Source organism: Kitasatospora sp. NPDC056731 (genome assembly GCF_040687675.1).
Classification (GTDB): Bacteria; Actinomycetota; Actinomycetes; order Streptomycetales; family Streptomycetaceae; genus Kitasatospora.
Genome location: NZ_JBFBNR010000068.1, coordinates 1 through 23,589, shown reverse-complemented (window position 1 = coordinate 23,589; position 23,589 = coordinate 1). Strand labels below are relative to the sequence as shown.

Sequence of the window (23,589 nt, the reverse complement as noted above, 5' to 3'; positions counted from 1 at the left end):
GGCTGAATCCGATCGACCATGACGCCAACTCCGCTGCCTTTCACCCAATTCGTCGTGAAAGTGCACAGCCGGTGTGATCTTGCCTGCGATCACTGCTACGTGTACGAGCACGCCGACACCAGTTGGCGTCGACGCCCCAAGGTCATCGGTGACGAAGTCCTGAACAAGATCGCCGAGCGGATCGGCGACCACGCGGCCGCACACCGGCTGCCCGCCGTCCGGGTCGTCCTGCACGGGGGAGAACCCCTGCTCGCCGGCCCGGACCGGTTACGCCACGCGGCCAAGGCGCTCCGGGCGGCCCTGCCGCCCGGCTGCGCACTCGACCTGCGCATCCACACCAACGGCGTCCAACTGGACGACGCCTACTGCGAACTCTTCGCCGAAGTCGGCATGAGGGTCGGCATCTCACTCGACGGCGACCGCGCCGCCAACGACCGCCACCGCCGCTTCGCCGACGGCCGCAGCAGCCACCCGCACGTCCTGCGGGCGGTCGAGCGGCTGCGCCGGCCTGCGTACCGGCACCTCTACGCCGGGCTGCTCTGCACCGTCGACATCGAGAACGACCCGGACGCCGTCTACCGCGCCGTGGCCGAACTCGACCCCCCCGCCGTCGACTTCCTGCTGCCGCACGCCACCTGGGAGGACCGGCCGAAACCGGCCGCCGACGGTGCGCAAACGCCGTACGCGGACTGGCTGTTGGCCGTGTACCGGAGATGGGACGCCGACGGCCGCCCGTTCGCCGTCCGCACCTTCGAATCCGTCCACCGGACGTTGCACGGGCTCTCCAGCCTCACCGAATCGCTCGGGCTGGAACCCTCCGACCTCGTCGTCCTGGAGACGGACGGCAGCTTCGAACAGGCCGACAGCCTCAAGACCGCCTACGACGGCGCGCCGGAGACGGGGTACGACGTCTTCACGCACAGCCTCGACCAGGTCGCGCTGCACCCCGGCATGACCGCCCGCCAGTCGGGGCTGGCCGGGCTGAGCGCCGCCTGCCGGGCCTGCCCGGTCGTCCGCAGCTGCGGCGGCGGCCTGTACGCCCACCGGTACCGGGCCGACACGGGCTTCGACAATCCCTCCGTCTACTGCGGTGACCTCATGAAGCTCATCAACGAACTCGCCGGCGACGCCGCCGGTTCCGCTGTCGGTTCCGCCTCTGGTTCCGCCGCCGCGATGGGTCCTTCCGTGCCCGCCCAGGCCGGGGAGCCGGTGGTGCCGGCCACCCTCACCGAGCGGCAGCTCGACCAGCTCGCCCGCGGGTACGGGGACCAGGACACCGTACGGGCCCTGTCCCGCGCCCAACTCGCCCTCACCCGGGCCATGCTGGCCGCCGCCTGGGACGCCTCCGGGCAGCCCGGATCGGCGGCCTGGGCGCTGCTGTCCGAACTCGACGCGAGCGCACCCGCCGCCGTCGACGCCGTCCTCGCCCACCCGTACGCCCGTGCCTGGGCCGCCCGCCGGCTCGCCGGGGACCTCACCGTCGGGCTCGGCCCGCTGGCCGCCCTGGCCGCCGCCGCCGCCGTCCGCGCCGGTCGGGGGGACACGGTCGCGGTGCCGGTGCGCGGCGGGTGGCTGCACCTGCCGACCCTCGGGCGGACCGCCGCCCCGGACGGGGAGGCGGTCGTCACCGGCCTGGCCGACGGGTTCAGCGTGCGGGCGTCCGACGGATCGGTGTCCGCCGCCCTGGACCAGCCGCTGCGGCGGGTCCGGCTGGCCGGAGGGTGGACGGTCACCCTGGAGGACGTTGACCCGCTGCGCGACAGCCACGACCACGCCGTGGCCGGCCGGCTCTCCGACGGCGAACTGCTCGACTGGACAGGCGCGTTGCGCGAAGCCTGGGAACTGCTCGGGCACGACCTGCCCGCGTACGCGGAAGGCCTCCGGGCCGGCCTCACCACCATCACCCCGCTACGGGCGGGCCCCACCGGGCGGGACGTCAGCTCGGCCGCCCGGCAGGCCCACGGCGCGGTCGGCATCGCCCGGCCCGCGACCGCGCCGACGCTCGCACTGCTGCTCGCGCACGAGTTCCAGCACGTCAAACTCGGCGCCGTACTGGACCTGTTCGACCTCCACGACCCGGCCGACGACCAGCTGTACCTCGCGCCGTGGCGGCCCGACCCGCGCCCGCTCGAAGGCCTGCTCCAGGGCACCTACGCGCACCTCGCCGTCACCGAGTACTGGGGCACCCGCGCGCTCGCCTACGACGGGCTGCCGGGCGAGGCCGCCGACCGGGCGCGCACCCAGTTCGCGCTCTGGCGCCGGTACACCGCCGAAGCCGTCGACCGGCTGGCCGGATCCGGCGCCCTCACGGCGCTCGGCTTGCGCTTCGCCGACGGCATGCGTGAGAGCGTCGCACCGTGGCTCGCCGTACCGGTGCCCGCCGCCGCCGAACGGGCCGCCGAACGGGCCCGCCGCGAGCGCGGTCACGGGCGCGGCCACGCCCGCCACGCCGAGGTCTGACCCACAGAGGAGCGGCCATGCGCACCGTCACTGCTCTCACCGTCACTGCTCTCACCGATACCGCCCTCACCGCTGGGGGTCTGGTCGCCGGGTTCGCCCAACTCGGCGTCCTCCCGGGCATGGTGGTGCACGTCGAGGCCTCCCTGCGCGCCCTCGGCCCGGTGGACGGCGGCGCCGCCACCGTCGCCGACGCGTTGCTCCACGTCCTCGGCCCCGGCGGCACCCTGGTCGCCTACACCGCCACCCCCGAGAACTCCGCCACCTCGCGCATCCACCAGACCGCCACCGCCGGCCTCACCCCGGCCGAGACCGCCGCTTACCGGGCCCGGATGCCGCGGTTCGACCCGGCGACCACCCCCTGCTCGCCGACCATGGGCGCCCTCTCCGAGGAGATCCGCACCCGCCCCGGCGCCCTGCGCAGCCGCCACCCCCAGACCTCCTGGACGGCCCTCGGCCGGCACGCCCACGAGATCACCGCCCACCACCCCCTCACCTCCCACCTCGGCCCCGAGTCCCCGCTCGGACGCCTCTACGACCTCGACGCCCGGGTGCTGATGCTCGGCGTCCCGATGGCCCGCTTCACCGCCTTCCACCTCGCCGACCAGCGCATGCCCGACGTCCCCCTGCGCGAATACCGCTGCGTCGGCCCCGACGGCTGGCTCACCTTCCGGGCCCCCGAGCTCGACGACCTCCACTTCGCCGACCTCGGCACCCGCGTCCTCGCCGCCGCCACCGGCATCACCACCACCCACCTCGGCACCACCGACTGCCGCCTCGTCCCCGTCCGCGAAGCCGTCGACCTCGCCGAACACCTCCTCCGCCCCTGACCGTCCTGTTCAGCGCCCTGGTGCGTAGGAAGTCGGCCCCACCGACTTCCTACGCGATCGAAGCGCGGTCGGTGGTGGTGGTTGGGGGAGGGAGGCCGGAGCTGGGCCGGTTCGGCGTGACCGTCGGTGTAGACGGGGCACAGTCCGTCTGGCTGGATGATCCTGGTAGCACCGTCGCGGTCCGTTGACGACCGCTCCGTGCCGCTCTAGAACGGAGCACAGGCCCCGGACACGGACTGCCGGGGGCGCCCCCCGAGAGATCCTGAGGAGCAATGCCATGGCTCCAGACGACAACGGCTGCCCGGTGCTGGACATGACCGGCCGGGCCCTGCACCAGCAGAACGCGGAGCTCCGCGCCGCCGGGCCCGCAGTGCGGGTCGAACTCCCCGGCGGCATCGTCGCCTGGTCCGTGACCCGCAGCTCGGTGATCCGCGCCCTGACCGGCGATCCGCGGGTCTCCCGCGACCCGCGCAAGCACTGGCCCGGCCTGGCCTCGGTGCCCGAGGGGTGGCCGATGGGCCCGATCGCGTTCCAGCAGAACTTCTTCAACCGCTACGGCGACGAACACCGCTCGGCGCGACGACGGATGGCGCCCTCGTTCTCGCCCCGCCGGGTGTCCTCGCTGCGGCCCGGGATCGAGGCGACGACCGCCGCCCTGGTCGGCGCGTTCCGTGACCTCGCCCCCGGCGAGGCCGTGGACATCCGCCGGGCCCTCTCGCTCCCGCTCACCATGACGGTGATCTGCGACCTCTTCGGCGTACCCGCCGACATGCGGCCGCAGATCGGCCGGTCGATGGACACCCTGCTGACGACGACGGCGACGACCGAACAGATGACGGTCGCGCGGGCGGAGATCAACGTGGTGCTGGTCGAACTGCTGGAGCTCAAACGGCGCGACCCCGGGCCCGACCTCGCCAGCGACGTGGCCGCCGTCAGGACCGGCGGCGACACGGGCCGCGCCGAGGAGGAGTCCCGCGACGAACTCTTCCTGATGCTCGGCGCCGGGTACGAGACGGCGGTCAACCTCATCACCAGCGCTGTCCAGGCGCTCCTCACCCACCCCCGCTACCTGGCCCAGGTCCGGGCGGGCACCCTCGCGTGGGAGGACGTCATCGAGGAGACCCTGCGCCACGAGAGCCCGGTGATGCACATCCCGCTCCGCTACCCGCTGGAGGACATCGACCTCGGCGACGGAGTGGTCATCCGCCAGGGCGAGCCGATCCTGCTCGGATTCGGCGCGGCCGGCCGGGACCCGGAGGTCCACCCGGACCGGCCGGACGACTTCGACCCGACCCGCCCCGACAAGGAGCACCTGTCCTTCGGCTACGGCCCGCACTTCTGCCTCGGCGCACCCCTGGCCCGGCTGGAGGCCGAAGTGGCCCTGGGTGGCCTCTTCGGCGCCTACCCCGGCAGCGTCCTGGACCCGGCCAGCCCGACGCCGGCCCGCCTGGAGTCCGTGATCATAAGCGGCCCGGCCGAGCTCTGGATCGTCCCGAGGCCCACCGCAGTGTGACGGCGGCACCTGGGGGAAGGGCGGCTCCCGCGAGTTCGCGGGAGCCGCCCTTCTGCGCTGCGTGGGTCAGGCGGTGAAGTGGTCGAACTCGCCGGCCTTGGCGCCGAGGACCCAGGCGTTGAGCTTGGCGCGGGTGGTGGTGACGATGTGGGCGGGGTCGTCGGACTCGCGGATGTAGACGAGGGCGCCGGCGGATGCAATTTCGACGCAGTTGGTCTCGTAACTGAAACTGGACTTCTGCCAGATGAGCCGTTCCATGCCTACCTTCCCTGTACTGCGTAACGAATGTGCTGGAGCAAACCCCATGAGTCGCGATAGGCGGGGGAGGGTCCGGGCGCAGAGGCGCTCAGGGGTGGGAGCGCCGCGCCTCTGAGGCGTTCGAACTTCCGCCGGTATGACGATACTGCTTCAGGATCGCCCAGGAACGGGACGCCGTGCGGCTGCTCCATCAAGACGGTGTCCAGCTTCGGGTGCTGGCCGTGTAGCAGCATGAACGGGATGTCGGTCGAGGCGAAGACTGTGCAGCCGAACGGCAGGATCTGGATGGTCACATGGGGCAGCTTGCCGACGTCGATCAGGTAGTTCAGCTGGTCGCGCATGACGGTTGGACCGCCGTACATCGCGTGTAGCGCGGCCTCGTGGATCACGGCATGGAAGGGTGTTCCGTTCTCGACGCTCAGGATCTCCTGGCGGGCGCGGCGAAACTCGACCTTCTTCTCGGCGTATTCGAGGATGATCTCGCTGTAGGCCTTGGTCTGGAGCAGCCCTGGGATCAGAAGAGTCTCGTAGCTTTCCAAGCGGGTCGCATCGGCCTCGTACTCGGCGAGGTCGAGGGCTGAGGGGTGAACGTAGCCACGGTAGTCGGTCCACCAGCCCTTGCCGTTGCTCTGGCCTATGGCGAGAAGAGCAGCGCGGTACTCGGGATCGTTGGCATGGCAGGCGTCGAGCCAGATGTGCAGGCGGTCGAGGTTGAGACTCAGCCTCCCGGCCTCGGTGTGGCTGACGGCTGGCCCCTTCATGCCCATCAGCGCGCCGATCTCCGGTGCCGACACGCCTGCGGTGTCGCGTAGACGGCGCAGTTCCTCACCGAAGCGGCGCTGTCGTTCACTGATCTCGGTCCTGAGTCCCACGGGCATGCCTCCTTGCGCGCTCACGCTACTCGCAGTGCGGGGGAAATTACAGTTAGTGTTGCATCGTTGGACCTTGTCCCCTTACAGTCCAATCACAACCGCGCATCAGACGGGTCGTCAGTTGCGTCTGTGCGTAGCCCCTCTGCACCGCTGGGAGATTCCCCATGTGTGACCCCAACCTCAACTCCCCCTCCCTCACCGTCTCTCGCGAGGCGTTGCGCGACACCATGGCGCGCGCCGGGTACCCCAACTCCTCCATCGGGGATGCCGAACTCGCGCTCGTGGAGCTGGTGGTGAACGCCTGGCGGCACGGGTTGACCGCCGCGCCCGTCGTCCTGGTCGCCGTCGTCCACGGGACGCTCCGCGTCACCGTCGCGGACCGCAGTCCCGTGCTGCCCGAGCAGCGGAAGCCCGACCCGTTCGCCCAGTCCGGGCGGGGGTTGATGCTGGTGGAGGGGCTCATGCACCGCTGGGGTGCGGAGCCGCAGAAGCTGGGCAAGCGGGTCTGGTTCGAGCTGGACGGCGCCGCGTGATCGCCCACCACCCGATCCACCCCGCCGACCCGGCCCTGCGGCAGCTCACCGGCCGGCAGGTCACCGAACTGATCGTCGATCTCCGCACGGAAGGCCGGGAGTTCGGCCTCCTCTGGCCGTCCGCCCAGCCCGGCGAGACCGATCTGAACAGCCGCGCCCTGGTCTCCATCGGCAACATCCCGGCCAGCACCTTGATCAACCTGCTGGCTCTGCTGCGCGAGTTCAAGCGCCGGCGGGGCCGGGCGTGACGGGCATGCTGGTCCTGATCCTGCTGGCCGCCGCCGTCGGCGGTGTCTGCCAGGCCCGGTCCGAGCGGCTTCGGGATCGACGGGATCGGACATAGGTGCCATGCATGGCACGCGGGCCCGCCTTCTCCAGGCGGGCCCACGCCATTTCGGGCCGTGGAGGTCAGGCGATGAAGTGGTCGAACTCGCCGGCCTTGGCGCCGAGGAGCCAGGCGTTGAGCTTGGTGCGGGTGGTGGTGACGATGTGGCCGGGATTGTCGGACTCGCGGAGGTAGACGAAGTCGCCCTCGGAGGCGATCTCGATGCAGTCCGCCTGGTCACCGCTGAAGCTCGGCTTCTGCCAGTTGAGGTGGTCCATGGCTACCTTCCCTGTACTCCGTGTCGGGCGCGCTGGAGCAGGCCCCGGGAGCCACGATAAGCGGGCGCACAGCCGCGTCGTTTCGGTCATGTCAATTCGTACGACTCGTTGTGCTATTCCCTTGGGTCCTCACTCGTTCCTACACTGAGACCCCGCCGCACGGGGGCTGCGGGAACCAGGTTGCCGACGGGCCCGGGGGAGGCGCGTGTGAACGACCGTGGCTGGGACGAGGATGATGCCCGGCCGTACTTCTTCCTCTCCTACGCGCACACCCCGAAGGCCGGCACGCGCGGCGCCGGTGATCCGAACCACTGGGTCCGCCAGCTGTACCGGGACCTGTGCGAGGCGGTGCTGCAACTGACCACGGTCCCGGCCGGGGTGCCGGTCGGCTTCATGGACGAGTCCATGCACCAGGGGGAGTTGTGGGCGGAGCGGCTGTCGGAGGAGCTGGCGACGTGCCGGGTGTTCGTGCCGCTGTACTCGCCCCGGTACTTCAACAGCGTGCCGTGCGGGCAGGAGTGGCACGCCTTCACCCGCCGCCCGGTGTACCCGGCGACGATCGACGCGGAGCGCACCAGCGGTATCGTGCCGGTGCTGTGGGCGCCGATGAGCCGCTACCGGCTGCCCAAGGTCGCCAGTGAACTCCAGTTCAACCACGCCAGTTTCGGGCCGGACTACGCCACCGAGGGCCTGTACGCGCTGATGAAGCTCACCTACTTCCGCTCCGCCTACGAGCTGGCCGTGCACCGGCTGGCGGCGCGGATCGTGCAGGTGGCGGAGGAGACGGTGATCCCGGTCGGGCGGCGGCTGGACTTCAACGGGCTGCCCAGCGCCTTCAATGTGAGCGCGCCGACCAAGCAGCTGCGGATCTCCGTACTCTCCTACCACCAGGGCGAGTTGCCGCCCGACCGCAATCCCGACTTCTACGGCACCCGGCGCACCGACTGGCACCCCTATCGCCCGGCCGGCTCGCCGATCGCCCAGCACGCGGTGCGGCTGGCCCGGCAGTTGGGGTTCCAGCCGACCGTGCACGAGTTCGACGACGAGGTCGAGTCGATCATCGAGGGGGAGGCGGCCGCCCCCGGCCTGCTCCTGCTCGACCGGTGGGCGCTGCGCGATCCGGACCGCCGGGAGCTCGTCCGCCGCTTCGACCGCTCGGACGCCACCTGGGTGAGCGTCCTGGAGCCGTGGAACACCGAGGACCCCGAGTGCGAGGAACGCGGCGGCGACCTCGGCGAGTTGAGCGACCAGGCGTTGCGCATCACCCGGCGGGCGAGCCGCCCCAGCTTCCTCGGCGTGAGCGGCCCGACCGGGCTGAACACCCTGGAGGACTTCGACGACGCGCTGCCCCGGGCCGCCATGAAGGCCAAGTACGCCTTCGAGGGCCGCACCAGGGCCGAGCCGGAGGATCCGCCGCCGCCCCGCCCGAACCTGCGGGACGCGTTCCGGCGCGGCCCTGGCACGGCCCCGTTCGGCCGGGACGCCCCCCTCGGGCAGGACGGCTCCGGACCCGACGACCACCCAGACCGTGACGACGGCGATGACCCCGATGACGGGATGGCGCCCTTGGGAGGACGACCCAGATGAGCGAGAACCCCACCAGGAACTTCCGCGTCGGGGGCCTCACCGTGGCCGAACTGGCCGCCCAGCGGGAGGCCGAGCGACGGTCCGTGGAGCAGGACCGCAATGGCCGGATCATCACCTTCTACTCCTACAAGGGCGGTACCGGGCGCACCATGGCGCTCGCCAACACCGCCTGGATCCTGGCCGCCAACGGCTACCGGGTCCTCACCGTGGACTGGGACCTGGAGGCGCCGGGCCTGGCCAAGTTCTTCCACCCCTTCCTCGACCCGGCCTCGCTGGCCGGCACGACCGGGATGATGGACCTGATCGCCGAGTACCGCGAGGAGGCCCTGCGTCCGGTCGAGCACGCCGAGGGCTGGCACCTGGACTTCGCCAGGGTGCACCCGCACGCGCTGTCGCTGTCCTGGCCGCTGTTCCCGACCGGGGGCAGCCTGGACTTCCTGTCCGCCGGCCAGTTCAACCGGGACTACTCCGAGGCCGTCACCCACCTGGACTGGGACATCTTCTACGACCGCTTCGACGGCGGGCAGTTCTTCGACGCCCTCAAGGCCGACATGAGCAAGCGGTACGACTACGTGCTCATCGACTCGCGCACCGGCCTGTCCGACATCGCCGAGATCTGCACTGTCCAGATGCCCGACGACCTGGTGGTCTGCTTCACCCTGAGCGACCAGTCCATCGACGGCGCCTCCCGGATCGCCCAGCACATCCACGACCGCTACCGCGAGCGCGGCATCCGCATCCTGCCCGTCCCGATGCGCATCGACGAGGGCGAGAAGGAGAAGGCCGACGCCGGCCGCTCCCTCGCCCGGGTCCGCTTCGACGGGCTGCCGGCCGGCCTCAACGGCGAGGAACTCGCCTCCTACTGGGGCTCGGTGGAGATCCCGTACCGGCCGTTCTACGCCTACGAGGAGATCCTCGCCACCTTCGGCGACCAGACCGGCACCCCCACCTCGATGCTCGCCGCCTGCGAGCGCCTCACCGCGATGATCACCCAGCGCAAGGTCACCTCCCTGCCGGTGATGGACGAGGAACTGCGGCTGCGCTACGTGGACGCGTTCACCCGCCGCCGCCCGTCCGTCCCCGCCGACCTCTACCTCTCCTACGTCCCCGAGGACCGGATGTGGGCGGACTGGATCGAGTCCGTGCTCACCCGGGCCGGCTTCCGGGTGCTGCCCCGCGACCTCAGCGCCGGCACCGACCCGCGCGAGGAGACCGAACGTGGCATCGACGCCGCCTACCGGACCGTCGCCGTGCTCTCGCCCGCCTACCAGCGCTCCCCGCAGGCCCGGGCGCTGTGGGAGTCCGTGGTCAACTCCGACCCCGCCGGCACCCGGCGCCAGCTCGTCCCCGTCCGCGTCGGCGACGTCAGGCTCACCGCGCCCTTCAGCAACCGCAACCCCGTCGACCTCGTCGGCCGCGACGAGACGCAGTCCGTCCAGACCCTGCTGCGCGCCCTTGGCCGCGGCGACGTCGCCCTGACCGAGCCCAACGGCAGCGGACCGCGCTTCCCCGGCAGCAAGCCGACCGTGTGGGACGTCCCGCCGCGCAACCCCTCCTTCACCGGCCGCGCCGCCGTCCTGGAGCAGCTGCGCAACCAGCTGCGCGGCGGCATGGCGGCCGTCCTGCCCACCCCGCAGACGCTGTACGGGCTCGGCGGCGTCGGCAAGACCCAGGTCGCGCTGGAGTACGCGCACCGGTTCATGTCCGACTACGACCTGGTCTGGTGGATCGACGCCGAACAGACCGAACTCGTCGCCCCCGCCCTCGCCGACCTCGCCCGCCGGCTCGGCCTGCGCGTCGGCGACTCCGTCACCGAAGCCGCCGAGGCCGCCCGGGAGGCGCTGCGCCGCGGCGTGCCCACCTCGCGCTGGCTGCTGATCTTCGACAACGCCGACGAACCGGCCGAGATCCGCCGCTTCTTCCCCGGCGGCTCCGGCCACATCCTGGTCACCTCCCGCAACCAGGCCTGGACCGGGCACGCCGAGGCGCTGGAGGTGGACGTCTTCACCCGCGGCGAGAGCGTCGAACACCTGTGCCGGCGCGCCCGCGGCCTCTCCCGCCCGGACGCCGACCGGGTCGCCGAGGCGGTCGGCGACCTGCCGCTCGCCGTCGAGGTCGCGGCCGCCTGGCTGGACACCACCGGCACCCCGGTGGAGACCTACGTCGCCCAACTGCACGCCGAGGCGGCCCGCGCACTGGCCGTCGCCCGCCCCGCCGACTACCCGACCCCGGTCGGCGCGACCTGGAACGTCTCCATCGGCCGGCTGCGCCAGCAATCCCCGGCCGCCGTCCGGCTGTTGCAGCTCTGCGCGTTCTTCGCGCCCGAGCCGATCTCGATGAACCTCTTCTACAGCGACCAGATGATCCGGGCGCTGGTGAAGTACGACGCCGACCTCAGCGACAAGTTCATGCTGGGCAAGGTGATCCAGGCGATCGGCCGGTACGCGCTGGCCAAGGTCGACGCCGGCAGCAACAGCTTCCAGGTGCACCGGCTCGTCCAGGCGGTGATCCGGGCCGAGATGACCGACGACGAACAGGAGATCGCCGTCCACGAGGTGCATCGCATCCTCACCGGCGCCCGGCCCGTCCTCGGCGACACCGACGACCCCGCCAACTGGCCCGCCTTCGACGAGATCTGGCCGCACCTGTCGCCCTCCAAGGCGCACAACTGCGACGAGGCGGACACCCGCCAACTGCTCATCGACCGCGTCCGCTACCTCTGGAAGCGCGGCGAACTCGACCGCGCCCGCGACCTCGGCCACGCCCTGGACACCGAGTGGACCAACAAGCTCGGCGAGAACGACCGGCAGACCCTGCTGCTGCGCTTCCAACTCGCCAACGTGCTGCGCTCCCAGGGCAACTACGCCGAAGCCCTGGCCCTGGACGAGGACACCCTGGAACGCCAGCGGGCCCTGCTCGGCGAGCACCACCCGTACACCCTGATGACGGCCGGCTCCCTCGGCGCCGACCGCCGGGCACTCGGCCGGTTCCAGGCCGCCCTCGACCTCGACCGCGAAATCCTCGACCAGTTCCGCGAGTTGTTCGGCGACGACAACCCGCGCACGCTCTCCATGGCCAACAACCTGGCCATCGACTACCGGCTCGTCGGCAACAGCGAGGCCGCCCGCGAACTCGACCAGGAAACCCTCGACCGGCGCACCGCCGTCCTCGGCCCCCGGCACCCCTACACCCTCTCCACCAAGTCCAACCTCGCCCGCGACCTGCGCGAACTCGGCGACTACCGCGGCTCGGTGGACCTGCTCCAGGAAGTCACCTCCGACCTCGGCGACGTCCTCGACCCCGACCTGCCGGAGAACCTGCGCAACGCCAAGTCCCTGGCCGTCTCACTGCGCCGCATCGGCGCCCTCGCCGAGGCCCGCCGGATCACCAAGGAGACCTACGAGCGCTACCTGGAGCGCTACGGCGCCGACGCCCCCGACGCGCTCGCCTGCGCGCTCAACCTGGCCGCCGACCACAGCGCCTCCGGCGACAAGGAGGCCGCCCGCGACCTCTGCTCCACCGTCTTCGAAGGCCACCGCCGCCTGTTCGGCGACGAACACCCCTTCACCCTGGCCTGCGCCAACAACCTCGGCATCTACCTGCGCGGCAGCGGCGACATCCAGGGCGCCATCGAGCGCGGCCGGCTCACCGTCGAAGGGCTGACCGACTCCGTCGGAGCGGACCACCCGTACACCCTCAACGCGGTGATCAACCTGGCCAACGCCTACGGCGACGACGGCCAGATCGGGCTCGCCGAGGAACTCGGCCGGGCCGCCTACCAGGGCCTGTGCGAGCGCTACTCGCCCCGGCACCCGGACGCCGTCGCCTGCGAGGCCAACCTGTCGATCACCCTGCGCTCGGCCGGCCGGCACACCCAGGCCGCCGAACTGCGGGCCCGCGCGATCGGTGAGCTGATCCGGCAGTTCGGCGAGGAGCACCCCAACACGGTGGCGGCGCGCGGCTGGAAGCGGATCAACCGGGACCTGGAGCCGCAGCCGGTGTAAGCGGCGGTGTGAGCGGCGGTGCAGGCACCGGTGCAGGCGCGGGTGCAGGCGCCGGTGAGAGCACGGCCTCCGGCCGGGGGCGGCGGGTACGCTGCGGGACCATGAGCAAGCAGACCCCGCCCCCGGTCCTGGTCACCCGGCGCCTCGCGCCCGGGGTGATCGAACGGCTCACCGCGCGCCACGCCGTCACCTGCCACGACTCCGACCAGGCGATGGCCCGGGCCGACCTGCTGGCCGCCGTCCGCGGCCGCCGCGCCGTGCTCACCACCCTGGACGACCGGGTCGACGGCGAGTTCCTGGACGCGGCCGGGCCGTCCCTGGAGATCGTCGCCAACCACGCCGTGGGGCACCACAACATCGACCTGGCCGCCTGCGCCGACCGCGGCGTGCTGGTCTCCAACACCCCCGGCGTGCTCACCACCGCCACCGCCGACATGGCCTGGGCGCTGCTGCTGGCCGCCACCCGCCGCCTCGGCGAGGGCGAGCGCCTGCTGCGCTCCGGCAGCCCCTGGACCTGGGCGCCGAACTTCCTGCTCGGCATGGAGCTGGCCGGCACCCCGCTGGGCGTGCTCGGCATGGGCCGGATCGGACAGGCGGTGGCCCGCCGGGCCCGCGCCTTCGACATGCCGGTCAGCTACCACAACCGCCGCGAGCTGCCGCCCGAGCAGGCCGACGGCGCCACCTGGCGGCCGCTGGAGGACCTGCTCGCCCACTCCACGGTGCTGGTCGTCACCGCCCCGCTCAGCGCCGCCACCCGGCACCTGCTGGACGCCCGCCGCCTCGCCCTGCTGCCGCGCGGGGCGGTGGTGGTCAGCATGACCGCCGGAGTGGTGGACGAGGAGGCGCTGGCCGCCGCGCTGGAGTCCGGCGCGCTGTTCGCCGCCGCCGTGGACAACTTCGAGCACGAGCCGGCCGTCCCGTCCGCGCTGCTCGCCCAGGAACGCGCCGTCCTGGCCCCGCACCTGGGCAGTGCCACCGTCGCCACCCGGCAGGCGATGGGCGGCCTGGCGGTGGACAACGTCCTGGCCGTGCTGGGCGGGGGAGCGCCGGTCACCCCGGTGACAGCCTGAGGTCTCATGACAGCCTGAAACCTCATGACAGCCTGAGGCCTCAGCCCGCCGCCCAGGCCAGGGCGGTGGTCAGCACCCGGAACGCGCCGAAGTGCGCGGCGCCGGGCTCCAGGAAGAGCTCGGCGCCGGGGATGTGGTCGCCCAGCCAGCGGGAGTGCTCGACCGGGGAGAACTGGTCGTCGGTGCCGTGCCACAGCCAGCTCGGCACCGCGATGTCCTCGACCTTGAACCCCCAGTCGGCGGTGAACGCCAGCACGTCGTCGATCCAGCCGTCCGCGCCGTGCCGGAACGCCTCCCGGTAGTTGCTCTGCAGCATCCGCCGCAGCCCGTTGTCGGCCACCACCTCCCGGTCGGCGGGCGACAGTTCGGGCCGCAGCCCGTTCAGCAGCCGGACCGGGTCGTCCTTGATCTGCCGGGAGCGGAACTCCATCGCGTCGGCGATCCGGTCGTGCCCGCGCTCCGCCTCCTGGTAGGCGTGCACGTTCGACGGGGTCATCCCGGCGTACCAGTCCAGGCCGGCCGCGTTGCGCGGCGCCAGGCCGACCAGCACCGCCACCCGGCTGACCCGCTGCGGCAGCAGCGCCGCGCAGGCCAGCGCGTGCGGGCCGCCGCCGGAGCGGCCGAGCACCGCGAAGCCGTCCAGCTTGAGGTCGTCCGCGATGGCCCGCACGTCGGCCGCCGCCGCGCTCACCCGGCGGCCGAACTGCCGGGTCGAGTCGCCGTAGCCCGGCCGGTCGTAGGAGATCAGCCGCACCCCCAGCCGGTACAGCACGGTGCTGCGCGGGTGCGGGCCCACCCGGCTGCCGGGCATGCCGTGCAGCAGGAACACCGGGCGGCCGCGCGGGTCGCCCAGGGATTCGACGGCGAGGGCGCGACCGTCCGGGGCCTTGACCATCCGTAACGACACCTGCGGCCTCCTCAGTGGTCCCGGTCGGTGGTGGTGCGGATCTCCCGGCGGGCCTGCCAGGTGGTGTGCTCGCGGGAGACCGCGTCCTCGGCGTCCCGGGCCAGCCGGGCCCAGAGCTCCTCGGCGTCCGCCGACTCCACGTCCAGCCGGGCCAGTTGGCGCCGGATGAGCTCCAGCTCGTCGGCGGCCAGCCCGTACGCGGCGGCCAGCGGGCGGTACTGGCGCAGCTGCGCCCACGCGGTGATCGAGGCGGCCACCGCCGAGACGGTGCCCAGCGCGTCGTAGGTGAACGCGCCGAGCGCCCGCAGCACCGCGAGCACCAGCCCGAGCGCCGGGAGCACCACGCCCAGCACCCCCGCCAGGGCCCCGGCCCGGGCGCAGTACCGGGACTTGGCGCGGTACCAGTCGTGCTGCACCTGGATCCGCTCCCGCAGGTACACCTCGCGCCGCACCGCGAGCGGCTGCTCGCGCAGGTCGCGCATCGCCGCCGTGATCCCGGCGAGCTCCGCCCCGGCGCCCGGTGCGACCACCCGGCCGTCCCGGAAGGCGCCCAGCACCCCGCCGAGCTGGACGCGGTACAGGCCCTCCGCGTCCGGCAGGGTGTGCGGCGGCGGCTGGTAGGCGTCCGCCCGGACGGCGAACTTCCAGGCCAGCGTCTTGACCGACTCGGCGGCGGCCCGGCCCTCGTACCAGAGCCCCTGCGGGTTCTGCCGGCTGATCACCACCGCGAGGACGATCGCGCCGAGGTAGGCGGCGGCCGCCGGCCAGGCCCACGGCTCGCCGTCGGCCGAGCCGGTCGCGGCGGCGGCCACCAGCAGGAGCAGCTCCCAGGCGGAGAGCAGCACCGAACGCCGCTGGCCGCGCAGCGAGGCCGCGTCGGCGGCCCAGAAGAACCCGGGCAGCAGCTCCCGCTCGCGCATCCACCCCGTCCGTCCCGCCCCAGACGCCATGTTCGGCCCCCACCCGTCGCTCCGGTCGCACCGCTCTCCTGCCCCGGGCGGCTTCCCGGTACGCCTGGCCCGCCCCCGGGCCGCCCGCAATGGCCGGGATGCCCCGGTGGATTGTCCGGCCCGGGTACGTTCGGTGGGCGGGCGGACACCCTGCGTGGCCCGGCGTGCCCGCAGGCGCGACCGGGGGCTGTCAGTAGGTGTAGAGGATCCGGTCGGCGTTGTCGGCCATCTGCTTGGCGTTCCACTCGGTGCCGCCGGGGACGTTGCCGGAGCGGAACAGCGGCGGGGCCGCGGTGGTGCCGTCGGCCGCCGCGTCGGCCAGCCGGCCGACCGCCGAGGCGACCACGGCCTGCATGAGCGCGCTGGTCACGATGGTGGAGACCGGGCCGAAGGTGGTCTCGGCGGCCGGGTGCGTCAGCTCGCCGTCCCCGACCGCGATCTTGCTGTCCAGCACCACGTCGCAGTTGTCCTTCAGGTACGTGCCGGACGGGTGCGCCGGGGGCACCTCGCCCGGGTACGCCAGCGACGTCACGCCGATCACCTTCAGACCGCGGTCCCGGGCGTACCGGGCCAGCTCGACCGGCATCACCTGGCGGCCGGACAGCGAGATCACGAACAGCAGGTCGCCGGAGGTGGCCGGGGTCAGGTCCAGGGTGGTGGTGGCCAGGCCGGACACCCGCTCCAGCGCGCTGGACAGCGGCGCGGGCATCACCGTCACCCCCGCCATCCCGGGGACGTTCAGCAGGTTCATCGGGACCAGCCCGCCGGCCCGGTAGACCACGTCCTGGGCCGGCAGCGCGGAGTGCCCGGCACCGAAGGTGAACACCCGGCGGCCCTCGGCGATCGCCTCGGCGAGCAGTGCCGCGGCGGCCTCGATGGCGTCGGCCTCCTCCTCCCGGACCCGCTGGAGATGGGCGATCGCGGCGTCGAAGTACCGGCCGACCAGGTCGTTCATCTGTTGCCTTCGCTCTCTGCCGGTGGGGGCGCCGGCCGGGTGGGGCGGGCCGGGAGGGTCCGGGCCGCCAGTGGAGAAAGCTACGGCGAGCACCGTGGCGCCCCGGCGGCACCGCTGTCAACAGGAACGAAAACCGGGACCCGGGGCCCTTGCGCGGGCCCGGTTGTCGGTGCAGTACGTCAGAATTGGCGGTGAGGACACCGAGGAACGGAGCCAGCGGCGATGTCTGGGCTGATCGACACCACTGAGATGTACCTTCGCACCATCCTGGAGCTGGAGGAGGAAGGCATCGTCCCGATGCGCGCCCGGATCGCCGAGCGACTGGAGCAGAGCGGCCCGACGGTCAGCCAGACGGTCGGCCGGATGGAGCGCGACGGGTTGTTGCAGGTCGCGGGGGACCGCCACCTCGAACTGACCGATGACGGGCGCCGGCTCGCCGTACGCGTCATGCGCAAGCACCGCATCGCCGAGTGCCTGCTCGTCGACGTGATCGGCCTGGAGTGGGAGCAGGTCCACGAGGAGGCCTGCCGCTGGGAGCACGTGATGAGCGAGACGGTCGAGCGCAAGGTGCTCGCCATGCTCGGCCACCCGACCCAGTCTCCGTACGGCAACCCGATCCCGGGCCTGGACGAGCTGGGCGACGCCAAGGCCGAGGGCGAGGGCTTCGACGCCGCGCTCGTCCCGCTGGACACCGTCAAGCCGGGCGACGGCGGCGCCAGCGTGGTGGTCCGCCGGATCGGCGAGCCGATCCAGACCGACGGCGAGCTGATGCGCACGCTGCGCCGGGCCGGGATCCGGCCGGGCTCCACCGTGCGGGTCAGCGCCGGCGTCGCCGGCGTGCTGGTCGGCACCGGGGAGAACGCGGCGGAGCTGGGCAAGGACATCGCCCAGCACGTCTTCGTCGCCCAGGCCTGAGGAGCGCGCTCCCCGGCACCCGGAACGCCTCCGGGCGCGGGGAGCGCGCTTCCCTGAACGACGAGAAGGGCCCGCTGCTCCCCGTGCAGCGGGCCCTTTCGCCTCCCCGTTCCCTCCCTGTCCCCTCCGTCCCTCCCGTCCCCTCCATCCCCTCCGTTCCCTCCCGGCCCCTCCACCGCCTCGCCCGGCTTCCCCGTCCGAGCGCTCCCTCCGGCGTCCCCTCGCACCGCAATTCCTCCCCTCGGCCGATCATGGCAATCCTTGAGCGTTGTCACTCGTCCGGGGGGCTTTCGTCCATGATCAGCGGGTACACGGAGGCCTTATCCGCACATGCGTGTGACGGGCCCCGCCTCCGGTGGGAGACAAGGCCCGTCAGCCGTGCGCGGGGTGTCGCGCGTTGCGCGCCCTCACCCGATAGGCGGAGGGCGGCCGTTCACGGGGCGGTGAACCGCAGTGGTGAACCAGGGCGGTGAACCGGGGTGGTGAATCGTTGCTGCGCCCGTTCAGCGCACCGCTGCCGCCGGCTGGGCGGGCTGGGGGTGGGCGGCCGCGGGCGCCTCGCGTCCGCAGGCGTAGGCGAGCGGGCTGATCAGCTCGGCGGCGTCGGGTAGCCAGCGGTTGAGCGCCGAGGGGGAGCGGGCCCACTGGGCGTAGCCGGTGCCGCCGATCCGGGACGGCGGGGCGACCGTCCAGTCCCCTTCGCCGCGGGCCACCAGGTCCAGCCGGCCGGGCGGCCAGCCGAGCTTGCGGAGCATCTCCGGCAGCTTGGCCGCGACCCCGGGCAGCACCAGGAAGTGCAGCCGCCGGCCGATCCGGCCGGGCGAGGCGGGCAGCACCGCGACCGGGCCCAGCTGGAGGTCCATCCGCTCCATCCGCGCCAGCGCCAGGCAGCCGGCCGTCTCCGGGACGTCCAGGACGTCGAAGGACCGGCCGGTGGGCAGCAGGATCGAGGCCTGCGGCCGCTCGGTCCACCAGCGCCGTACCGCCCCCGGCCCGGCGCTCGCCTTGCGGGCCCAGTCCGCGTCGAGCGGGTGGGCCCCCGGCAGCAGGCAGCGCCGGTCGCCGCAGGAGCAGCGGGCGGGCCCGTCGCCGTCGATCAGCCAGGCGCCGGGAGCGACCTCCCAGTGGCGGTTCTCGGCGTAGCCGACGGCTTCGATGAGCAGCGGGGGCAGTGCGGCGTTCTTGCCCTGGTCGGGGGAGTCGGGGATGTCTTCCACGCGAAGCTCAACTACCGTGTGTGAGGCTGGTTACGGCCCGGCGCAAGCCGGTTGGGCGCATACCGGCAATGTCACTCGAACCGGTTACTCGACCGAGTTGAGGCGGGCGGGGGCAGGCGCAGTGGGGGCGCACAGGAGCATTTCCCAGGGCGCGTGGGGGGTGCGGATCGTCACCGTGGGTATCCCGCTGGCGTTGCTGATCGCTAACCTGGTGTCAGATTCCTTGGACGGTCGGACAGTCGGCAACAGATCAGCAGAATCGTCGCCCGCCGGCCGGGACCGGAGGGTGTGGGGAGGCGAAACCCAATGGCCGCAAGACCACTCGTCGCACGACAGCCCAACGAGCGTCTGCAGCAACTGATCCAGGAGGCCAGCTGCTCCAACGCCGGCCTGGCCCGGAGGGTCAACCTCTGCGGCGCCGAGCACGGTCTGGACCTGCGGTACGACAAGACCTCCGTCGCCCGCTGGCTGCGCGGGCAGCAGCCGCGCGGGCAGGCGCCGGCCGTGATCGCCGAGGCCCTCGGCCGCAAGCTCGGCCGCAGCGTGTCGGTCGAGGAGATCGGCATGGCCGACGGCAAGAACCTCAGCTCCGGCATCGGGCTCCAGTTCGCGCCGACCCTGAACGCCGCCCTGGAGCAGGTCTGCGAGCTCTGGCGCAGCGACGTCGGCCGGCGGGACTTCCTGACCGGGGCCACGGTCGCGGCCTCCGCGCTGGTGGAGCCCAGCCGGGACTGGCTGATCACCCCGCCCGACCCGGTGGTGGCCCGCACCGGCGGCCCCCGGGTCGGCCCGACCGACGTGGCCGCGATCAAGGCCACCACCACGATGCTGGTCGACCTGGACCACCGCTTCGGCAGCGGTCACGTGCGCCCGGTGGTCGTGCACTACCTCAACTCGGTGGTCTCCAGCCTGCTCGGCGGGGCGTACCGGGACGAGACCGGGCGCCAACTCTTCGCCGCGGTGGCCCGGTTGACCGAACTGGCCGGATACATGGCGGTGGACACCGGCCAGCCCGGCCTGGCCCAGCGCTACTACATCCAGGCGCTCCGGCTCGCCCAGGCGGCCGACGACCGCGGCTACGGCGGCTACGTGCTGGCGGCGTCGATGAGCCACCTGGCGGCGACGCTCGGCAACCCGCGGGAGATCGCCCAGCTCGCCCGCGCCGCGCAGGAGGGCGCCCGGACGGTCGCCACCCCGACGGCGATGGCGATGTTCTACGCCGCCGAGGCCCGCGGCCACGCCCTGCTGGGGGACGCCCGCTCCTGCGAGGCGGTGTCGGCCAAGGCGCTGGAGATGATGGAGAAGCGCCGCCCGGAGGACGACCCGGACTGGATCGCCCACTTCGACGACGCCTATCTGTCGGACGAACTGGCCCACTGTCACCGGGACTTGGAGCAGGCCGGCCAGGCCGAGCACTACGCCCGCCGGGCGCTCGACCTGCACCCGCCGACCCGGGTCCGCCGCCGCGCGGTGGACCTCGTCCTGCTCGCCACCGCCCAGTTGCAGCAGCGGGACCTCGAACGCGCCTGTGAGACGGGCGCGCAGGCGGTCCGGCTGCTGAGCGGGCTGCGGTCCAACCGGGGCGTGGAGTACCTGGACGAGTTCCGGCGCCGGCTGGAGCCGTACCGGGAGCAGCGGGTGGTCCGCGAGTTCCACGCCAGGGCGGATGCGGAGGCTGCCTAGGGCGTGTTTCATAATTCGCGTCGGATCAGCGCGCGGCGTTGGGCGCCCGGCTGGGCGTGCCGGCGAAGCGTCCTCGTACTGGGCCGTACTTGGACGTTTCGCCGGTGCGGTCAGGCGGGATGCCCGGCGTCGCGCGCCCGGCGGGAATTATGAAACACGCCCTAGTGCCGCGCCCGGGGCACCAGGGCCCACCCAAGGCCCCGGGCCCCGGCGGGGCGGGGTGAGGGGAGCGTGAGGGATGTCCCGCCCGCGTGGCCACCCGGTTCGGCGAACCGGTAGCGTGGGCGCGACGTCCAAGGAACTGTGATGCCCCCAAGAACCGACGAGATGTGGTCCGCCGTCAGCGCGCGGTCGTGCACAGGTGAGGAATCGCGTTGAGCCAGCGCCGCTCGTACCCCAACTCGGGTGACTTCAACCTGGACGACCTGTTCCGCCCCGAGCCCGGCCAGATCCAGGGCGGCGCGCCGGGCCAGCCGCAGGGTCATCCCCAGGGCCACCCGCAGGGGCAGACAGGCGTGCCGCCGGTGGGGCAGCCGTCCGGGCAGCCGGAGTACCTCGGCGAGGGCGGGCACGCGCGGCCGACCCAGGCCATGCCGGCCCAGCCCGCCCCGTGGGCCGGCGCTCCGCAGCCCGGTTACGGCGTCCCGCAGCACGAGCCGGCGCCGGAGACGCAGCACCTCCCGCCCTACCCGGGCGCGGACCCGCACGCGGGCGGCTACCCCACGGGCCAGTCCCAGGCCGGCTACCCGCAGCAGCCCGGCCCGGGCGGCTACCAGGGCTACTCGCAGGCCGGGCAGCCGCAGCCGGCGCCGGCCTACCCCGGTCAGGACTACGGGCAGAACTACGGCCAGGGCTACGCCCAGGACCACGGGCAGGGGCAGGGCTACGGCCAGGACCACGGGCAGGGCTTCGACTCCACCCAGGCGGGCGCGCAGGCCCCGGCCGCCCGTGGCGGCCGCCCGTCCAACAAGCTGATCATCGGCGGGGTGGTGGCCGGCTTCGCGGCGGCCGGCATCCTGGTCGCCGTCCTGGTGAACGGGGACGAAACCACCCCCGCCGCCGACGCCAAGAAGACCCTCCCGGTGGCCGCCACCGGCAGCGCCACCCCCGGCACGGCGAGCGCGAGCAGCTCGGGCACCACCGTCGACCCGGCGGTCAAGGCCCAGGCGCAGCCGCTGTCGGACCTGCTCGGCACCGCGAGCGACAGCCGCTCGGCGGTGGTCGGCGCGGTCGCCTCGGTGCAGAAGTGCGACAAGCTGCCCGAGTCGCAGCAGGCGCTCACCGGCGCGGCCGGCAAGCGGCGCGAACTCCAGACCAAGCTCGGCCAGCTGAAGGCGGACAAGCTGCCCGGCGGCCAGCAGCTGGTCGAGCAGCTCAACGCGGCGTGGACCGCCTCCGCGCAGGCCGACGACGAGTACGCGGCCTGGGCCGGGGACTCGCAGGGCGCCTGCGACCCCAAGAAGCTGGACAACCAGCACTACAAGAACGCCGTCCAGGCCAGCGGCGCGGCGACCACCGCGAAGAAGCAGGCCTCGACCCTGTGGAACGCGATCGCCACCCAGACCGGCCTGCCCAGCCGCAGCGACGGCGACCTGTAGGACGGACGGACGGGGGAACGGGCCCGCCGGCCCGCCCCTTCGTCGTCCGTCCTTCGTCATTGGTCCTTCGTCGTCCGTTCTGCGTCGTCCGGGCGTCACGCCGGTGGGCGGCCCCCGGTGAGCACCCAGCGGATGTCCACGAAGCCCGGCTGCTGCAGGGTCATCCGGCCGCCCTTGACCACCTGGTAGGTGACCCAGGTGTTCACCAGCCGCGGTGACTCGGTGCTGGGCAGCATGTTGGGGGTGCCCCAGTTCAGCGGCGGGGTGAGCCCGACGTCGATGCCCTCGCCGCTGTCCAGCAGCCCGGTGACGGTCTTCTCGGTGACCTGCCGGCCGGACGCCGCGACCTTCTCGGCGACCAGCCGGAACACCTCGTACGCGACCCAGGTGGTCTGTACGCCGGGATCGGAGACGTCGATGGTGTGGCCGCCGGTGGCGTCGGCGCGCACCACCGCGCGCAGCCCGTCCCAGACCTTCGCCGACTCCGGCGGGTACCAGCTGGTGACGTAGGTGCCGGCCAGCGGGCCGGAGTCGCCGCCGGTGGAGTCGACCACCGACTGCTGCACACTGCCGATCACCGAGGCGAACCGGGTGTTCCTCGGGTTCAGCCGGCGGTAGGAGTCCAGCAGGTTGCCGGTCGGCTCGGCGGCGAGGGCGCTGGTGACGCAGTTCGCCGGTTCGTCCTTGCCGATCGCCTTGCGGGCCACCGCCGTGTAGTCGGTGGACTGCTCGGGCGCCTTGACGTCGAGCAGCTTGATGCCGGCCGGCTTGAGCGCGTTGGCCAGGTAGCCGAGCAGGTTGTCGCCGGACGGGGTGTCCGGGCGGACCAGCGCGACGGCCTTGCAGCCGGCCTCGACCAGCTGACGGCCGCTGCCGCCGATCAGCGCGGGCATGCCGCCGTCCACCGGGTACGAGAGCGGGCTGCTGAACTCGGGCTGGGAGAGCCCGTAGCCGCCGATCAGGGGGATGCCGGCGCGCTCCAGGACGGGCATGAAGTCGAAGCCGTACTGGCTGTAGGAGCCGATCACGGCGACCGCCTTGGCGTCCACCGCCCGCTGGGCGCAGGCCTTGGCGCCTTCGGAGGTGTTGTGCTCGTTGCAGGTGAGCACCTGCAGCCGGCGGCCGTTCAGCCCGCCCTTGAGGTTGACGTCCCGGCCGATCGCCTCGGCGAGCGCGGTCATGCCGGGCCGGTCGGCGGAGCCGGTGCCGGACGGGGACCAGGTCATCACGGTGAGGTCGCCGCCGTTGGTGGAGGCATCGGCCGGTCCGCCGCACGCGGAGGCCGAGAAGAGGGTGGGGAGCAGGGCCGCGGCGGTGGCGGCCGCGGCGATCGGGCGGCGGCGGCGCCGCGCGAACTGGTGCCGGGGTTGGAACGGGTCCCTTCGGCTGGTCATCGGTCTTCCCTCTCTGGGGCGCCATCCGGCGCACCGGAGCAAGCCAAGCCCCGGCGCCACACGCCGAGAGGGCCGAAGTGCGAACGGTCGGATAACGGGAGCTGAAATCCGGCGGGGCACGCGTGTAGATCGGGAGTGGAGTACGAACGGACAGGGAACGTACGATCGTTCTCCATGTCCGCCAGCACAGATTCTTCGCATCGGTCTGCCCGAAACACTTCTCGTCCGGGCCACCGCTCCAGC

General features: G+C 72.8%; 19 protein-coding genes. 11 read left to right on the top strand and 8 right to left on the bottom strand.

Translation table 11 applies throughout. From position 1 onward, the window contains the following. The first annotated feature begins 18 nt into the window (after positions 1-18). From AB0R04_RS36670 to AB0R04_RS36660, 3 genes are all read left to right on the top strand, one after another. Complete coding sequence (locus tag AB0R04_RS36670; protein ID WP_363378225.1) at positions 19-2,460, top strand: FxsB family cyclophane-forming radical SAM/SPASM peptide maturase; 2,442 nt, start codon at positions 19-21, stop codon at positions 2,458-2,460. Positions 2,461-2,477: 17 nt separating this feature from the next. Continuing rightward, the gene (locus AB0R04_RS36665; RefSeq protein WP_363378223.1) at positions 2,478-3,287 is read left to right on the top strand and encodes an AAC(3) family N-acetyltransferase; all 810 of its coding nucleotides are present in this window, start codon (positions 2,478-2,480) and stop codon (positions 3,285-3,287) included. A gap of 277 nt (positions 3,288-3,564) precedes the next feature. Then, positions 3,565-4,800, top strand: a complete 1,236-nt coding sequence (locus AB0R04_RS36660) for a cytochrome P450 (RefSeq protein WP_363378221.1) — start codon at positions 3,565-3,567, stop codon at positions 4,798-4,800. A 66-nt stretch (positions 4,801-4,866) separates the two neighbouring features. Here AB0R04_RS36660 and AB0R04_RS36655 read toward each other — a convergent pair whose 3' ends face one another. Together AB0R04_RS36655 and AB0R04_RS36650 are read right to left on the bottom strand one after the other, a co-directional pair. Continuing rightward, on the bottom strand, positions 4,867-5,058 hold the full coding sequence (locus AB0R04_RS36655; protein WP_363378219.1) for a DUF397 domain-containing protein: 192 nt from the start codon (positions 5,056-5,058) through the stop codon (positions 4,867-4,869). Positions 5,059-5,060: 2 nt separating this feature from the next. After that, positions 5,061-5,930 (bottom strand): helix-turn-helix transcriptional regulator, encoded by an 870-nt coding sequence (locus tag AB0R04_RS36650; RefSeq protein ID WP_363378217.1) that lies wholly within the window; start codon positions 5,928-5,930, stop codon positions 5,061-5,063. 164 nt (positions 5,931-6,094) lie between these two features. Between AB0R04_RS36650 and AB0R04_RS36645 the strand changes: the two genes are divergently transcribed. Together AB0R04_RS36645 and AB0R04_RS36640 are read left to right on the top strand one after the other, a co-directional pair. Continuing rightward, positions 6,095-6,463 (top strand): ATP-binding protein, encoded by a 369-nt coding sequence (locus AB0R04_RS36645; RefSeq protein WP_063348181.1) that lies wholly within the window; start codon positions 6,095-6,097, stop codon positions 6,461-6,463. Beyond that, positions 6,460-6,711, top strand: a complete 252-nt coding sequence (locus AB0R04_RS36640; RefSeq protein WP_363378214.1) for a hypothetical protein — start codon at positions 6,460-6,462, stop codon at positions 6,709-6,711. The genes AB0R04_RS36645 and AB0R04_RS36640 overlap by 4 nt, the downstream gene beginning before the upstream one ends. Before the next feature lie 160 nt (positions 6,712-6,871). Here the strand turns inward: AB0R04_RS36640 and AB0R04_RS36635 are convergent, their stop codons facing one another. After that, positions 6,872-7,066 (bottom strand): DUF397 domain-containing protein, encoded by a 195-nt coding sequence (locus AB0R04_RS36635; RefSeq protein WP_063348179.1) that lies wholly within the window; start codon positions 7,064-7,066, stop codon positions 6,872-6,874. A gap of 207 nt (positions 7,067-7,273) precedes the next feature. Here AB0R04_RS36635 and AB0R04_RS36630 point away from each other — a divergent pair, with 207 nt between their 5' ends. The 3 genes from AB0R04_RS36630 (at position 7,274) to AB0R04_RS36620 (ending at position 13,727) form a co-directional block, all read left to right on the top strand. Continuing rightward, positions 7,274-8,653: a TIR-like protein FxsC gene (locus tag AB0R04_RS36630; RefSeq protein ID WP_363378212.1), complete on the top strand. Its 1,380-nt coding sequence runs from the start codon at positions 7,274-7,276 to the stop codon at positions 8,651-8,653. Between the two features lie 83 nt (positions 8,654-8,736). Beyond that, entirely contained in the window at positions 8,737-12,657 is a 3,921-nt protein-coding gene (fxsT, locus tag AB0R04_RS36625) for an FxSxx-COOH system tetratricopeptide repeat protein (protein WP_363378234.1), read from the top strand. A 101-nt stretch (positions 12,658-12,758) separates the two neighbouring features. Continuing rightward, on the top strand, positions 12,759-13,727 hold the full coding sequence (locus tag AB0R04_RS36620; protein ID WP_363378210.1) for a D-glycerate dehydrogenase: 969 nt from the start codon (positions 12,759-12,761) through the stop codon (positions 13,725-13,727). Between the two features lie 40 nt (positions 13,728-13,767). On the opposite strand, the gene AB0R04_RS36615 is transcribed toward AB0R04_RS36620, so the two are convergent. From AB0R04_RS36615 to AB0R04_RS36605, 3 genes are all read right to left on the bottom strand, one after another. Then, positions 13,768-14,622 (bottom strand): alpha/beta hydrolase, encoded by an 855-nt coding sequence (locus AB0R04_RS36615; protein WP_363378232.1) that lies wholly within the window; start codon positions 14,620-14,622, stop codon positions 13,768-13,770. A 23-nt stretch (positions 14,623-14,645) separates the two neighbouring features. Further along, positions 14,646-15,554, bottom strand: a complete 909-nt coding sequence (locus tag AB0R04_RS36610; RefSeq protein WP_363378208.1) for a DUF4231 domain-containing protein — start codon at positions 15,552-15,554, stop codon at positions 14,646-14,648. Positions 15,555-15,774: 220 nt separating this feature from the next. Then, the gene (locus AB0R04_RS36605) at positions 15,775-16,539 is read right to left on the bottom strand and encodes a sugar isomerase domain-containing protein (protein WP_363378206.1); all 765 of its coding nucleotides are present in this window, start codon (positions 16,537-16,539) and stop codon (positions 15,775-15,777) included. Between the two features lie 222 nt (positions 16,540-16,761). Here AB0R04_RS36605 and AB0R04_RS36600 point away from each other — a divergent pair, with 222 nt between their 5' ends. Next, positions 16,762-17,454: a metal-dependent transcriptional regulator gene (locus tag AB0R04_RS36600; protein WP_063348173.1), complete on the top strand. Its 693-nt coding sequence runs from the start codon at positions 16,762-16,764 to the stop codon at positions 17,452-17,454. Between the two features lie 503 nt (positions 17,455-17,957). Here AB0R04_RS36600 and AB0R04_RS36595 read toward each other — a convergent pair. Then, positions 17,958-18,662, bottom strand: coding sequence for a bifunctional DNA primase/polymerase (locus AB0R04_RS36595; protein WP_244293629.1), 705 nt, complete (start codon positions 18,660-18,662; stop codon positions 17,958-17,960). Between the two features lie 315 nt (positions 18,663-18,977). Between AB0R04_RS36595 and AB0R04_RS36590 the strand changes: the two genes are divergently transcribed. Together AB0R04_RS36590 and AB0R04_RS36585 are read left to right on the top strand one after the other, a co-directional pair. Continuing rightward, positions 18,978-20,354 (top strand): transcriptional regulator, encoded by a 1,377-nt coding sequence (locus AB0R04_RS36590; protein WP_363378203.1) that lies wholly within the window; start codon positions 18,978-18,980, stop codon positions 20,352-20,354. A 374-nt stretch (positions 20,355-20,728) separates the two neighbouring features. Further along, positions 20,729-21,952 (top strand): hypothetical protein, encoded by a 1,224-nt coding sequence (locus AB0R04_RS36585; protein ID WP_363378201.1) that lies wholly within the window; start codon positions 20,729-20,731, stop codon positions 21,950-21,952. Positions 21,953-22,047: 95 nt separating this feature from the next. On the opposite strand, the gene AB0R04_RS36580 is transcribed toward AB0R04_RS36585, so the two are convergent. After that, positions 22,048-23,346, bottom strand: coding sequence for an ABC transporter substrate-binding protein (locus AB0R04_RS36580; RefSeq protein WP_063348169.1), 1,299 nt, complete (start codon positions 23,344-23,346; stop codon positions 22,048-22,050). Positions 23,347-23,589: the final 243 nt, after the last annotated feature.

Excerpts from the sequence above, each read along its gene's own strand:
- AB0R04_RS36670 (WP_363378225.1), top strand. The coding sequence starts at position 19 with ATGACGCCAACTCCGCTGCCTTTCACCCAATTCGTCGTGAAAGTGCAC.
- AB0R04_RS36665 (WP_363378223.1), top strand. The coding sequence starts at position 2,478 with ATGCGCACCGTCACTGCTCTCACCGTCACTGCTCTCACCGATACCGCC.
- AB0R04_RS36660 (WP_363378221.1), top strand. The coding sequence starts at position 3,565 with ATGGCTCCAGACGACAACGGCTGCCCGGTGCTGGACATGACCGGCCGG.
- AB0R04_RS36655 (WP_363378219.1), bottom strand. The coding sequence starts at position 5,058 with ATGGAACGGCTCATCTGGCAGAAGTCCAGTTTCAGTTACGAGACCAAC.
- AB0R04_RS36645 (WP_063348181.1), top strand. The coding sequence starts at position 6,095 with ATGTGTGACCCCAACCTCAACTCCCCCTCCCTCACCGTCTCTCGCGAG.
- AB0R04_RS36635 (WP_063348179.1), bottom strand. The coding sequence starts at position 7,066 with ATGGACCACCTCAACTGGCAGAAGCCGAGCTTCAGCGGTGACCAGGCG.
- AB0R04_RS36620 (WP_363378210.1), top strand. The coding sequence starts at position 12,759 with ATGAGCAAGCAGACCCCGCCCCCGGTCCTGGTCACCCGGCGCCTCGCG.
- AB0R04_RS36615 (WP_363378232.1), bottom strand. The coding sequence starts at position 14,622 with ATGGTCAAGGCCCCGGACGGTCGCGCCCTCGCCGTCGAATCCCTGGGC.
- AB0R04_RS36610 (WP_363378208.1), bottom strand. The coding sequence starts at position 15,554 with ATGCGCGAGCGGGAGCTGCTGCCCGGGTTCTTCTGGGCCGCCGACGCG.
- AB0R04_RS36605 (WP_363378206.1), bottom strand. The coding sequence starts at position 16,539 with ATGAACGACCTGGTCGGCCGGTACTTCGACGCCGCGATCGCCCATCTC.
- AB0R04_RS36600 (WP_063348173.1), top strand. The coding sequence starts at position 16,762 with ATGTCTGGGCTGATCGACACCACTGAGATGTACCTTCGCACCATCCTG.
- AB0R04_RS36590 (WP_363378203.1), top strand. The coding sequence starts at position 18,978 with ATGGCCGCAAGACCACTCGTCGCACGACAGCCCAACGAGCGTCTGCAG.
- AB0R04_RS36580 (WP_063348169.1), bottom strand. The coding sequence starts at position 23,346 with ATGACCAGCCGAAGGGACCCGTTCCAACCCCGGCACCAGTTCGCGCGG.